Raw genomic sequence first — 13,394 nt, 5'->3', positions numbered from 1 at the left:
TAATGAAAAATATTTATCTTTTTCTTCTGGCCATTGTACTTCTTAGTTGTTCCAATAATGATGATAACTCTCAGGCCGAAATTGAAACTAACTTTTTTCCCTTAGAAGCAAACTCATATTGGACCTATACTAATACTAATGAGCAGGGACAAACAAAAGACTCGTTGTTTGTTGTAGGTACTGAAATTATAAGCAATCAAGAATATACTAATCTTGATGCACAAATACCTAGAACGGGGTTTATGACAGTTTTTTTATCTGAAACTGCCTTACGTAAAACGGAAACCCAGCTTTTAGCCACCGGAAACCTTGGAATAGCTCCCGTAGATGGTTTGCCAACAATAGACATACCAATAACAGATTTTATATTGTATGACACCACTTTTCCAAATGGAGAACTAAGTTCGGTTACAAACACAATAGAACAAGAGTTTCAAGGAATCCCCTTTGAGGTTACCTATACACTTTCAAGTAATCACGTAGCAATACTCATAGAAGATGATTTTGAAAACGGAACATCATCCTCTTCTCCAGTAACAGATATAAAACTTACTTTGGCAATTACGGCTCTTATTGAAGCAGGTCCTATAACTATTCCAGTTCCAATACTAAGTGAACAAGAGGTATTAACTGCAGTGAATACTTATGTAAATAATATAGGTCTTACATACTCTGAAGTTGAAATATCTTATCAATTAGAAGATTTAAGTGGTCTTGGAATAGAATTACCAATTCCTGAAGAAGGCATGTCAAGTGCTACACAAATTCTAGACACCTTTTCTATAGGAAACTAAACCAATGCATTACATAAAATAGTAACAGGGTGCAATGCTTCTCGATCTGTACCATCTTTAATTTGGTGTCTGCAACTTGTTCCATTAGCAGCAATAATCACATCTTTAGAAGATTTTCTCACCGCAGGAAACAACCGTAACTCCCCTATTTGCATGCTAACCTCATAATGTTGTTTTTCATAACCAAAACTACCAGCCATTCCGCAACAACCAGAGTTAATTATCGTTGGATTATAGTTTGCAGGGAGATTTAAAATATCAAATGTTACTTTTTGGTTGCTCAATGCTTTTTGATGACAATGGTTGTGAATTTTTATTTCCTTTTTCTCTGAAGTAAAGTTAGATGCAGTAATTTTTCCTTTTTCAATTTCTGAAGCTAAAAACTCCTCAATAAGATAAGTGCTTTTTGCTATTTTTTTAGCTCCTGCTGTATCACTTGCAAGCTTTGGAAACTCATCTCTAAATCCTAAAATAGCAGAAGGTTCTATCCCTACAAGTGGTGTTTGTTCAGAAACAATGTCTTTTAGTTTTTTAATATTTTTATCTATTTCAGTTTTTGCTTCATCTAAAAAACCTTTAGATAATAACGCTCTACCACTATCAAGATTAGTAATTAAACCAACCTCATAACCCAATTTTCCTAACAAAAAGTAAGCATCTTGAACTAATTTGACGTCTAGATAATTGGAAAACTCATCTACAAATAAATAAAGATGGTAGTTATAACTTGCGCTCCCTTTTTCTAAGTTTTTACACTTTTCATGATAGCTTTTTTTGGCAATCTTTGGCAGACTCCTTTTAGGTGCTATATGGTAACGCTTTTTTAGCAATCTTGAGGTAACTGAATTTGTAATTAAAAAATTACTCAAAGTTGAAAACCTAGATGCCAGTTTATTATAGTGAGTGCTTTTAGCAAAAAATGAATCTGCTTTACTTGGCTTATGTGTTTTATTATACTGAAATTGGAACTCTGCCTTTGCAATTGCCATATCTACATTACTTGGGCACTCTGTAGCACAAGCTTTACAGCTTATACATAAATCGAAAACTTCTTTTAACTCTTTAGAATTAAATCTATTGGCAGTTTTATTATTAGTCAAAACTTCTCTTAATACATTAGCTCTACCACGTGTACTGTCTTTTTCATTTTTAGTGGCTTGATAGCTTGGGCACATAGTTCCATTTCCAGCTGATTTTCTACAATCACCACTTCCATTACAATTTTCAGCGAGTCTTAAGATTCCTTGATTTTGCTTGAACGATATTTTAGTAGGAATGTCTGGCTCTTCTCTATCAGGTATATATCGAAGCGAATTGTCCATTGGATATGGAGCTACTATTTTGTTTGGATTAAAAATATTGTAAGGATCAAAAGTAGTTTTAACTGTTTTAACAATCTCATAATTTTTACCTCCAATTAATAAAGGTAAAAAAGCACCTCTTACAATACCATCTCCATGTTCTCCAGAAAAAGAACCATTATATTTTTTTACCAGCTGAGCTACTTGTGTCGTAATAGATTTAAAAAAGGCAACATCGGCTTCTTTCTTTAAATTTAAAATAGGGCGTAAATGCAATTCTCCTGCACCTGCATGTGCATAATAAACAGCATCTTGTTTATTTTGCTTCATTAGTTTACTAAATTCGTCAATGTAGCTAGGTAAATCTTCTATTGCGACAGCGGTATCCTCAATACATGCAACCGCTTTTTTATCGCCAACCATATTTCCAAGTAAACCAAGCCCAGCCTTACGAAGCTCCATAGCTTTAGTTATAGCCTCCTTCTCTAACAACACGGTAGCATAGCTATTTTGAGTTTTCTGTAATGTAACTTTTAGTTGGTTTACTTTTTCTAATACTTTTTCTCTACTGCTATCTCTAATTTCAAAAAAGAGTAAGGCTTTTGGCTCACCTTCAATAAAATAGCGATAGCTATCGTATTTTTTATTCTGTTTTGTACAGTTGAGGATGGTATCATCAAGCATTTCACATGTATCCAAATCGTGTTTCATAGCTTCTAAAACATCTAGTAAGCATTTGTTAACACTATGATAATGACCTACAAGCATTGCAGAATTTGCAGGCTGGAGTACATCTAATTTAAGTGTAATTTCTGTGGTAAAAGCTAGTGTACCTTCACTTCCGCATAGAAGAGAAGCAATATTTGTTTTCTTTTCGCTTTTAGAAAAGGTTTCTGTTGTAATCAAACTATCAAGCGCATAACCTGTATTACGTCTATGAATTTCAGGTTTAGGAAACTCTCTTATTATTTCTTGTTGTACACTTGCAGGAGAAAGGGTGTTTAGTAAAATGTTATAAATACTACCTTCTAAAGTATTCTCTTGTGCTTTTTGTCTAAATTGTGTTGAAGAAACTTCAGAAAAAACAACCTCTTCACCATTAGACAATAAGGTCTTTAAAGCCACCACTTTATCTCTTGTTACTCCGTATTTAATTGAAGTGGTACCGCTAGAGTTATTACCAACCATACCTCCTATCATACAACGGTTACTAGTAGAAGTATTAGGTCCAAAGAATAAACCATGAGGTTTAAGATACTCATTAAGCTCGTCCCTAATTACCCCAGGTTCTACAGTTACGGTTTTATTAGTTATGTCTAATGAAAGAATATTGGTTAAATATTTAGAAACATCAATCACAATGCCTTCACCTACACATTGTCCAGCTAATGATGTTCCTGCAGCGCGTGGAATGAGCCCTATTTTATATGTATTAGCAAAACTAATTAAGACTTTTATGTCTTCTGTATTTTTTGGAAAGGCTACTGCTACTGGAAGCATCCTATATACAGATGCGTCTGTAGCATATAATTTTTTGTGTAAGTCATCAAAAAACAAATCTCCAAAGAGATCATTTTTTAACTTTTCTAACATTTTAGATGTTATTGGGGTTTCCATTAACAATACTTTTTGAGCAATACACCTATTTTTGGCTGTGTCTTAACTTTTAACAACTTGCAATAGAAGTAGCTTTGCTATCGTTAACAAACTTAAACAAAACAATTATGAAAAAACTAATTTTAGTATTGGTAATCTTAGCTGGTTTTTCAATAGAAGCGTCAGCACAACAAATTGCAAAAAATGCATTAGGTTTAAGACTGGGTGATAGTGACGGCTTTGGTACAGAAGTAAGTTATCAACGTGCTGTAGGTGATAATAATAGGTTAGAATTTGACCTTGGGTGGAGAAATAATAAGAATTTTGATGCCTATAGATTAACAGGTTTATACCAATGGGTATGGGCACTTGATGGTAATTTTAATTGGTACGTAGGTGCTGGTGGTGGTGTAGCACAGGTAGATTTTGATAATGACTTTGAAGGATTTGACGATGATAGTGAAACCTTTTTGTATGCTGCAGGTGATATTGGTATAGAGTACAATTTTGACATCCCTTTACTACTATCACTAGACTTTAGACCCGAAATTGGATTTGGAGATTTCAATGATGATGTAGATTTTGATATTGCACTGGGGATACGCTATCAATTTTAAAAGAGAGAAAAACTAATTTCAAACCACGCCTATTGCGTGGTTTTTTTATGTACTTATCTTCTTCAACGCTTTTTTATAAACAGCTTCATACATAGGAACTATAGCTTGTGTATCAAATTTTTGGGAAACTTCTTTTGCTTGATTTTTAAATTGTTGTAATACTTCTGGGTCTCGGAGAATAGATAGTGCGTTTTTTGCCATTTCATCTACATTTCCTACATCACTTAAAAATCCACTAACCCCATCTTCGTTAACTTCTGGTAACCCTCCTGTATTACTTGATATTACAGGTACAGCATTTACCATAGCTTCAAGCGCAGCTAGACCAAAACTTTCTTTTTCTGAAGGAAGTAAAAACAAATCACTAAAGCATAGTATTTTGTCTATTTCATTACTGTTTCCTAAAAATACTACTTTCTTAGCGATTCCTTTATCTTTAGCAAGTTGTAAAGCCGGTTCATGTTCTGGTCCCTCTCCTACTATCAAAAGTTTAGCAGGTATTTCTTTTTGAATTCTATCAAAAATTTCAATTACATCTGTAATACGTTTTACTGGACGTAGGTTACTTATATGTGCAACAATACGTTCTTCTTCAGTAGCCATTAAATCTCGTTGACAATCGGTAAAAGCAGTATTTATTTTGCTTGTATCAATAAAATTAGGTACTACCTCTATTCCATTTGAAACATTAAACAGACGAAGTGTGTCTTCTTTTAAACTTTCAGAAACAGAAGTTACCACATCACTTTTGTTAATACTAAAAGTTACTGCTGGTTTATAATGTGGATGGTTTCCTACTAATGTTATATCGGTACCATGTAAGGTAGTTACCATTGGTATCGATATACCTTCAGCTTGTAACATTTTTTTTGCCATATAACCTGCATAAGCGTGTGGAATAGCGTAATGTACATGTAATAAATCTATTTTATGAAGCTTCACCATATCTACTAACTTACTTGATAAAGCAAGCTCGTAGGGCTGGTAGTGAAACAATGGATAATCTGGTACAGTTACTTCGTGAAAGTGAATATTTGTTGAAAGCAATTCTAACCTAACGGGTTGCTTATATGTAATAAAATGTACTTCGTGTCCTCTTTCAGCAAGAGCAAGTCCTAATTCTGTTGCTACTACTCCACTTCCCCCAAATGTAGGGTAACACACAATGGCGATTTTCATTATTCTTCAGGTTTTAAATCGGTTACAACAGGGTTAGTTTTTACATTCCTATAATCTATAGCATTGTATATAGCTTCTTGAATATTACTTCGTAAGTTACTACCAATTAATTTTCTATTCTCTGCATTTGGGTAGGTACGGTTTGATAAGAATACATAAACAATTTCTTCTTCAGGGTCTGCCCAAGTAAATGTTCCTGTAAAACCACTATGACCAAAACTTGACATAGATACGCATCCACAGGTAGGACCAACATCACCAAGTTGCGGTTTATCAAACCCAATACCACGCCTTACATCTTTGTCACAATATGTACAAACATTAAACAAATCAAACGTTTCGGGTTTAAAATAACGTTTACCCCCGTAAAACCCTCTTTGAAGATAGAGCTGCATAATCTTTGCTACATCATTCGCATTACTAAATAAACCTGCATGTCCACTTACACCACCTAACATTGCTGCTCCTTGGTCATGTACATATCCATGCACCTTTTGCATTCTAAAATAGCTATCATCTTCTGTAGGGACAATATCAACTTTATTAAACTTATTTAGAGGTTTATAAGTAGTATAGTTTGCACCTAACGATTCATAAAAGTTACGTTGTACTATTTTATCCATGCTAGTACCATAAAACTCCTCAAAATATTTTTTTAATAAGTAATATGGCAAATCGCTGTATTTGTATCCTACACGACTACGTAAGTCACTTTCTTTAATTAATTTATAAATACTGTCCTTATAATCACTACGCATATACAAATCATTGGCAACCTTAATATTGAAATCTGTATCACTTCTTGTTTTATAATACTTGGTTGCTGGCTTTTTTGTGATAGTATCTATCGTATTTATATAGAATGGAATCCATGCTTTGAGTCTAGCATAATGCGATAGCATTTGTTGCAAGGTTATATTTGCTTTATTAGTGCCCTTATATTCTGTAAGAATCTCTGAAAGTTTTGTGTCTAACGAAATAATACCTCTATCTGTCAACTCAATTATGAGCGGCATAGAAGCTAGTATTTTTGTTAGTGAAGCAACATCATAAACATCGTTATCACGTACTCTATTTTTTCTATCCTGAGTATGGTAGCCAAAGTTTTTATTATAGATTACTTTCCCCTTTCTAGCAACTAGTATCTGCATCCCAGGTGTCATATTCCCCCAGATACCAATATTTGCGAGTGAATCTATTTTTTTGAGTTTATAACTATTAACTCCCACACTTTCTGGAGTTCCATATTGTAGCCGCTTTAAGGATTTAGTTTTATAGTGGGTGTTTAACGGAAAATCTTCTCCTAACGATACAGGCAACTTACCATTTGCTTCTCTTGCTCCAAAAATAAGTTGTGCCGAAAGTTCTTGAGACACTTTGCTATTTTGATAGGACATAATGATGCCTTCAAAATTGGTAGAGCTTTTTAAATCTAATAATGAATAAGGTCTTGCAAAAACATCTAAAATTACAGTATTGGTTCTTGCAATTTCATACATCCAAATAAGTTCTTTTTCAGTAAATTTATAAGATTGCCATGGGTTGTCATTGGGTTTATGAAACCCTATAATTACATAATTATAACTCTTTAGTTTTTTAACGTAGCTGTCAAGATTTTTGGCTTTTACCCAGTCAACATCTGCATATTTACGTAATTGTTTTAAGAAATCTCCACTATCTGCATCACCAAAGTTTATATAAGCAATCTTCTTCTTTTGAAGGTCTTTTATAGGCAATATGGCCTTGTCATTTTTTAAAACAGTAAGTGCATTTTCCATGGCTTCTTCATAGAGTGCATGGTCAATAACAGAGTTTAGATCTTCTATTATATATTTGCTTTCAACAGGCTGGTAGTTATGTAAGCCAACTTTATATTTTGCATATAAAATTTTTTTAACTGAATGAGCTAAACGTTCTTCAGAAATTACTTTTTCCCTGTAGGCATTTACAATAAGTTGGTGGGCTTTAGGTATATTTTCAGAAATTAATAAAACATCATTTCCTGCCAAAAATGCAGCTAAATCTATCTCTCCTGGAGAACTGAAATTGGAGGCTCCTTTCATGCTCAAAGCATCCGTAAAAATAAGCCCATTAAAACCTAATTCTCCTTTTAGAATATTTGTAACAATATTTTCTGAAATAGAGGAAGGATAACCATCTCTATTTTCTAACGAGGGTATATTAAGATGCGCCACCATTACACTACTTAACCCGTCCTGAATTAGCCTTTTGTAAGGATAGAGCTCAACACTATCAATACGTTTTTTATCAAAGGTAATTGTTGGTAAGGTTTTATGCGAGTCTGTATCTGTATCACCATGACCAGGAAAATGTTTTGCATTGGCAAGAATACCTGCTTCTTGCATTCCTTTCATAAATGCTAAAGACTTTAGTGTTACATTGTCTTTATCTTCACCAAAAGATCTATTTCCTATAATTGGATTTTTAGGATTGGTGTTAATATCTACAACAGGTGCAAAGTTGATATGCATTCCCATACGTTTGGTATGTTCTCCTATACGTTTTCCTACTTTTTTAATGATTTCGTCATTGGTGATCGCACCTAAAGTCATATTCCAAGGGTACGCGAACGTAGAATCTAACCTCATTGCAAGCCCCCACTCTGCATCCATTGCCATCATTAATGGGACTCTGGATAGTTCTTGAAATTCGTTATTAAGTTTTACCTGTTGTTTAGGCCCCCCTTTAGAAAATATAACACCGCCTATGTATTGATTTACAATTAAGTCCTTTACTTTATCAACCTTTTCCTTAGGGTCACTAGAATAAATATCTACCATAAAAAGTTGCCCAACTTTTTCTTGTAATGACATATTACCATAAATGCTATCCACCCATTTCTTTTGGTTTTCAAAATCGTCTTTAATAATTAATGGATTAATTTGCTGTGCAAATACAGGGGCTAATAGGAAGCTAAAAAAGAGGGCTACAAGGATTCTATTCATAAAAAAGAAGTTACAAAAACTATGCTAAAAATCTACTATGCCAACTATCTTTTGCAGGAACTTCCCAATTTTCTAAGTAATCAATTTTTGTGTTTACTAGATTGTTAAAAACCACGGTTTTAGGGGAAACAGATTTAGCCTTTGCCATTTTTCTGAAATCTGATAATGGCTTATGGGCAATAAACTCTCCTGTATAAAAAGTAACGTTCATTTTGTCTAATAAATCAATATTGAATTGTTTCTCTAAATCTTGTATAAAGTGAACAGATGCGTCAATACTGCAACCTGATGCTGAAGCATTATCCTGATTAAGCCCAATTATAATAAACCTATTGTACTTAATCTCAAAACCAGCCTCAAGGTTAGCACCATGTGCTGTCCATTGGGTTAAAAAAGCAGCTGTTTGGTCTTTAATAGAAGCTACTTCATCATCTGATAGTTTCCTATTGGCTTGATAAATCCAAACACGAGCATGATCTGGTAATTTTGAAAAATCTACTAACATATATTATAAATCTGAAGCATTTGCAATCATCTCTGCTACATCCAAAACAGCGATTTCATTTTCTTTTTCTTTTCCTTTTACACCATCACTCATCATAGTATTACAAAATGGGCAACCTGCTGCAATAACATCAGGCTTAGTTTCTAAGGCTTCTTCAGTTCGCTGGATGTTTATGTCTTTGTTACCTGGCTCAGGTTCTTTAAACATTTGTGCTCCTCCTGCTCCACAGCAGAGTCCTCGAGTTTTGCAACGCTTCATTTCTACAAGTTCTACTTCTAGTTTTTGTAATAACTCGCGTGGTGCTTCGTATTCTCCATTGGCTCTTCCCAAATAACAAGGGTCATGAAATGTAATACGTTTACCCTTAAACTTCCCGCCTTCAACTTTAAGTCTACCTTCATTAAGCAAGGTTTTTAAAAACTGTGTATGATGCATTACTTCATAAGTACCACCTAATCCTGGATATTCGTTTTTTATTGTGTTAAAGCAATGTGGACAAGCCGTAACTATTTTTTTAATTTCATAGCCATTAAGTACTTCAATATTTGGAATCGCTTGCATCTGGAATAAAAACTCATTTCCTGCTCTCTTTGCAGGGTCACCCGTGCAACTCTCTTCGGTACCTAATACTGCAAAATCAACATTTGCATTGTGCAATAATTTTACAAAGGCTTTGGTTATTTTTTTTGCTCTATCATCAAAACTTCCAGCACAGCCAACCCAAAATAAAACTTCTGGAGATTTCCCTGCTGCCATATATTCTGCCATGGTAGGCACTTTAATCGTTTCGCTCATAATTATCTTTTTCTTTTCATTTCTTAAAGATAGCAATATCTTGGTATTCTTTCTTGCTTTTATCTCTTATGTCATCTTTCCAGAAACCTTCAATTATATTTTGTAATGGTAAGGTTGCTACTTCCGAAATTTCTTTAAGTGTATCGTTGTGTAATGCAATATTTCCAGCAGTTACATCCTCATCCATAAGTTTATACCCTGCTTTTGCTACTGGAAAACCAAAAGGTTTTCTATTTGCAATCCTTTCAGCATTTTCAGTATTATACAGAAAAAAGGTGGATAACATCTTGCCACCAGGTTTCAAAACACGTTCAATTTCTTTTAGGTAATGTGCAATCTCCTGTAATTGCATATGTGTAAAAACTGAAAAACTAAACACTTTATCAAAACTATTATCCGGATAAGGAAATGTAAACTCTTCGGCTTTTAGTGTAGCATTATTGTATAAATCATTAAATAATGGAACATACGTAAAATTAAAATTAGAGAAATCTGAATGTATTTTCTTTGTACACCACTCTACACCTCGTTCTACAACATCAAAGCCTTCATAACTTCCTTCTTTACTTAAAAAATCTGTTAAAGCAATGGCAGTTCTTCCAATTCCAGAGCCAATATCAAGTACAGCATCTGTTGGCTTTAAATTTATATAATCCTTAAGTAAACTAACTTGATGTTTTCCTTGTCTTAGATAATCTTCTGCACTTGCTGGTGAACCTGTATAGATATATCCTCTAGGTGGCACATACTTATGACGTTTTCCAGAAATTAAGTCTAATGTATCTACTGGTAAGTAATACAGTCTTCTAATTAAATAACGCTGGTTTGTTGGCAGTTTATACCATAAATCACGAAGTGCTTTACTCTTTTTCATATAGAAAGCTACTTAATCGTCAAAAACTTCGATTGTAACTTCTTTTTCTACAAGGTCTGTAAACTTACCCTTATAGCGAGTAGCTCTTACTAAATGATTATCTACCCAATGATAATTACCTCCTCTAGGTTTTCCCATTAATAATGAGTGATACATGAAGCCGTGTTTCTGCAACCAAGTTTCGGTTACTTCTCTATGGTCTTCAGTTCTAGAAGTGAAAAAACAAATTATATGCCCTTGATTATACCATTTATTTAATGTCTTTAGTGCGTCTGGAAAGGGTTCACAAGTTGCCATACGCTCTGGCTCTTCATTAGGCACATCTTCAGTAATGGTACCGTCTATATCTATCAAATAGTTTTTAACATTTTCAGGTAATACAGGGCTTACCTGTGCTCCTTGTTCTACTTTTTTACTTAATAGTTTTTCAACTTCTTCTTTATTCATAGCTATTGTTTAGAGAAACTAAACATAAATTTTAATTTGTAATAGGTTTACGCTTCGTCTTTCCAGTTTAATCTATCCATTTGATTATATGGCCATGGGGCACCGTTATTCTCAATATTTGTCATTGCAACATTTAACTCTGTCGGAGCTGCAGACTGTTCCATAACAAGGTACTCTCTCATTTGCATAATAATGGATAGTGGGTCTATACTAACTGGACATGCTTCTACACAAGCGTTACAGGTGGTACATGCCCAAAGCTCTTCTCTTGTAATGTAATTATCTAGTAATTGTTTTCCGTCGTCCTTGAACTCACCATTTTTAGCAATATTTTGTCCTACTTCATGTACACGATCCCGTGTGTCCATCATAATTTTACGAGGTGATAATTTTTTACCTGTTTGGCTTGCAGGACATTCACTTGTACAACGACCACATTCTGTGCATGTATAAGCGTTTAATAACTGCGTTTGTGATAAATCCATTACGTCACTAGCTCCAAACTTAGCAGGAGCTTCTGCTCCCTCTGGTGGTGCAGCAAATGGATCTGCATTAGGATCCATCATAAGTTGAACTTCTTTTGTAACAGCTTTATTATTTACAAACTTCCCTTTTGGAGTTACACGCCCAAAATAAACATTTGGGAATGCAAGAATAATATGAAGGTGTTTACTGAAATATAAATAGTTTAAGAAAGCTAAAATGCCTAATATATGTAACCACCATGCGGTACGCTCTATAATAATTAAAGTGCTTTGTGATAGTCCATCTAACAAGGGTAACAGCAAAGAACTAACAGGAAACATACCTGCCTCGGTATAATGAGGTGCTCCAATAATTTGAAGTTGATGATCTGCAGCATTCATGGTAAGAAATAATACCATTAAGACTACTTCAAAATACAAGATGATATTACCATCTTGTTTTGGCCAGCCTTTCATTTCTGGATTTAAAAATCTCTTTATTTTTTGAATGTTTCTTCGTGTCCAAAAAATTATTACAGAAATAAGCACAAGAAGTGCAAGTATTTCAAAAGAAAAAATTAAAATATCATAAACAATTCCTAATCCAGAAAAAATACGGTGTGTCCCAAAAAGACCATCTATAATAATTTCTAAAACTTCAATATTAATAATGATAAAACCAACATACACCACAATATGAAGTAGTCCTGCAATAGGTCGTACAACCATTTTAGATTGTCCTAATGCTATTCGCAATACATTACCCCATCGTTCTTTTTTGTGGTCTGAAACATTAACTTCTTTTCCAAGTTTTATGTTTTTTATGATTGAACGTATGTTTTTTGTGAAGTAACCAATTCCAGCTACTAGTGCTATAAGAAATAGAATATTAGGAATATACTGCATTATTTATTAGGATCTTCTGGTGGGTCGTATTCTCTATTTTTTCTTCCGAAGAGTGAAAAATGAACGTATCTTTTAGGGTTCAGTTTCATGTCTTGGAGTAATTGTTCTAATTGTTTTGAGGCGCCTTCAAGATTATTATACATAGCCTCATCATTAAGTAGTTTTCCTAAACTACCATCGCCATTATTCATTCTCGTTATAATATCATTAAGCTGGCTGGTAACATTCTCTATATCTGCAACCATCTTGCCTGTTTCAATTTTAGCAAGCGAATCTGATAATTTTGCGAAATTTTCTGTAGTGATATCAAGGTTAGTAAAGGTTCTATCTAATTTTTCATTATTGTTTGCTAACAACCTATTTACACTTTTTGATATTCCTTTAAACTCATTTGATGTAGCACTTAAATTTGCAATTGTTACTTTTAAATTGTCCCTAGTTTTCTCGTCAATGATATCTGTAAACCCAACAAGCAATGTATCTACAGTTCCCAAAGTGGCTTCTAATTTTCTTTCTAGCGGTAATAAGGTTTCGCTAACGGCATCAAGCATACCCTTTTCAATATCTCCTTTAAGAGTATCCCTGTCAACTGCTAAGTTGTTTGAATCATATTCTGGAATTATAGACAATGACTTACCTCCTATTAGACTACTGCTATATATACGAACCATACTGTTTTTAGAGAATTCAAAATCATTTTCTACTGTGAATTCAACTACTAGTAGTCCGTCTTTATTCGCAAAATTTATATTCTGAATTTTACCAACCTTAAGTCCATTTATGGTAACAGGGGCAGACTTTGCTAATCCTTCTACATTGTCGTATTTGGCATAGAAAGTACGGCTACTACTAAATATATTGGTGCCTTTTAAGAAATTATAGCCAAAAATAAATAGAAAGATTATTCCTATGGCAAGTATTCCTGTTTTTACTTCTCTGGTAAGTTTCAA

11 protein-coding genes are annotated in these 13,394 nt (G+C 33.8%); 2 read left to right on the top strand and 9 right to left on the bottom strand.

Annotated features, from left to right (window positions below; genetic code table 11):
- The first annotated feature begins 2 nt into the window (after nucleotides 1-2).
- Complete coding sequence (locus RM538_RS02235; RefSeq protein WP_311331759.1) at nucleotides 3-794, top strand: hypothetical protein; 792 nt, start codon at nucleotides 3-5, stop codon at nucleotides 792-794.
- On the opposite strand, the gene RM538_RS02230 is transcribed toward RM538_RS02235, so the two are convergent.
- Complete coding sequence (locus RM538_RS02230; RefSeq protein WP_311331758.1) at nucleotides 791-3,712, bottom strand: FAD-binding and (Fe-S)-binding domain-containing protein; 2,922 nt, start codon at nucleotides 3,710-3,712, stop codon at nucleotides 791-793. The genes RM538_RS02235 and RM538_RS02230 overlap by 4 nt on opposite strands.
- 107 nt (nucleotides 3,713-3,819) lie before the next feature.
- Here RM538_RS02230 and RM538_RS02225 point away from each other — a divergent pair, with 107 nt between their 5' ends.
- Nucleotides 3,820-4,308 carry a hypothetical protein gene (locus RM538_RS02225; protein ID WP_311331757.1) on the top strand — a complete coding sequence of 163 codons (489 nt, stop codon included), beginning with the start codon at nucleotides 3,820-3,822 and terminating at the stop codon, nucleotides 4,306-4,308.
- 45 nt (nucleotides 4,309-4,353) lie between these two features.
- Here RM538_RS02225 and bshA read toward each other — a convergent pair whose 3' ends face one another.
- From bshA to RM538_RS02185, 8 genes are read right to left on the bottom strand one after another with little or no spacing between them, the layout of a single operon-like run.
- On the bottom strand, nucleotides 4,354-5,487 hold the full coding sequence (bshA, locus tag RM538_RS02220; RefSeq protein WP_311331756.1) for an N-acetyl-alpha-D-glucosaminyl L-malate synthase BshA: 1,134 nt from the start codon (nucleotides 5,485-5,487) through the stop codon (nucleotides 4,354-4,356).
- Nucleotides 5,487-8,453 (bottom strand): serine hydrolase domain-containing protein, encoded by a 2,967-nt coding sequence (locus tag RM538_RS02215; RefSeq protein WP_311331755.1) that lies wholly within the window; start codon nucleotides 8,451-8,453, stop codon nucleotides 5,487-5,489. The genes bshA and RM538_RS02215 overlap by 1 nt, the downstream gene beginning before the upstream one ends.
- A gap of 19 nt (nucleotides 8,454-8,472) precedes the next feature.
- Nucleotides 8,473-8,958, bottom strand: a complete 486-nt coding sequence (locus RM538_RS02210; protein ID WP_311331754.1) for an ABC transporter ATPase — start codon at nucleotides 8,956-8,958, stop codon at nucleotides 8,473-8,475.
- Nucleotides 8,959-8,961: 3 nt separating this feature from the next.
- Nucleotides 8,962-9,753 carry a (Fe-S)-binding protein gene (locus RM538_RS02205; RefSeq protein WP_311331753.1) on the bottom strand — a complete coding sequence of 264 codons (792 nt, stop codon included), beginning with the start codon at nucleotides 9,751-9,753 and terminating at the stop codon, nucleotides 8,962-8,964.
- 16 nt (nucleotides 9,754-9,769) lie between these two features.
- Nucleotides 9,770-10,627: a class I SAM-dependent methyltransferase gene (locus RM538_RS02200; RefSeq protein WP_311331752.1), complete on the bottom strand. Its 858-nt coding sequence runs from the start codon at nucleotides 10,625-10,627 to the stop codon at nucleotides 9,770-9,772.
- Nucleotides 10,628-10,639: 12 nt separating this feature from the next.
- A complete protein-coding gene (locus tag RM538_RS02195; protein ID WP_311331751.1) occupies nucleotides 10,640-11,074 on the bottom strand; it encodes an LNS2 domain-containing protein in 435 nt (144 codons plus the stop codon).
- 47 nt (nucleotides 11,075-11,121) lie between these two features.
- A complete protein-coding gene (locus RM538_RS02190) occupies nucleotides 11,122-12,444 on the bottom strand; it encodes a 4Fe-4S dicluster domain-containing protein (protein ID WP_311331750.1) in 1,323 nt (440 codons plus the stop codon).
- Nucleotides 12,444-13,394 carry an MlaD family protein gene (locus tag RM538_RS02185; RefSeq protein WP_311331749.1) on the bottom strand — a complete coding sequence of 317 codons (951 nt, stop codon included), beginning with the start codon at nucleotides 13,392-13,394 and terminating at the stop codon, nucleotides 12,444-12,446. The genes RM538_RS02190 and RM538_RS02185 overlap by 1 nt, the downstream gene beginning before the upstream one ends.

The sequence above is a fragment of the Patiriisocius hiemis genome (assembly GCF_031846325.1).
Lineage (GTDB): Bacteria > Bacteroidota > Bacteroidia > Flavobacteriales > Flavobacteriaceae > Patiriisocius_A > Patiriisocius_A hiemis.
This window is presented reverse-complemented; position numbering and strand designations above follow the sequence as displayed.

Bases quoted from the DNA above. Each gene is read 5' to 3' on its own strand.
- RM538_RS02230 (WP_311331758.1), bottom strand. From the start codon at position 3,712: ATGGAAACCCCAATAACATCTAAAATGTTAGAAAAGTTAAAAAATGAT.
- RM538_RS02215 (WP_311331755.1), bottom strand. From the start codon at position 8,453: ATGAATAGAATCCTTGTAGCCCTCTTTTTTAGCTTCCTATTAGCCCCT.
- RM538_RS02190 (WP_311331750.1), bottom strand. From the start codon at position 12,444: ATGCAGTATATTCCTAATATTCTATTTCTTATAGCACTAGTAGCTGGA.
- bshA (WP_311331756.1), bottom strand. From the start codon at position 5,487: ATGAAAATCGCCATTGTGTGTTACCCTACATTTGGGGGAAGTGGAGTA.
- RM538_RS02200 (WP_311331752.1), bottom strand. From the start codon at position 10,627: ATGAAAAAGAGTAAAGCACTTCGTGATTTATGGTATAAACTGCCAACA.
- RM538_RS02235 (WP_311331759.1), top strand. From the start codon at position 3: ATGAAAAATATTTATCTTTTTCTTCTGGCCATTGTACTTCTTAGTTGT.
- RM538_RS02205 (WP_311331753.1), bottom strand. From the start codon at position 9,753: ATGAGCGAAACGATTAAAGTGCCTACCATGGCAGAATATATGGCAGCA.
- RM538_RS02225 (WP_311331757.1), top strand. From the start codon at position 3,820: ATGAAAAAACTAATTTTAGTATTGGTAATCTTAGCTGGTTTTTCAATA.
- RM538_RS02195 (WP_311331751.1), bottom strand. From the start codon at position 11,074: ATGAATAAAGAAGAAGTTGAAAAACTATTAAGTAAAAAAGTAGAACAA.
- RM538_RS02210 (WP_311331754.1), bottom strand. From the start codon at position 8,958: ATGTTAGTAGATTTTTCAAAATTACCAGATCATGCTCGTGTTTGGATT.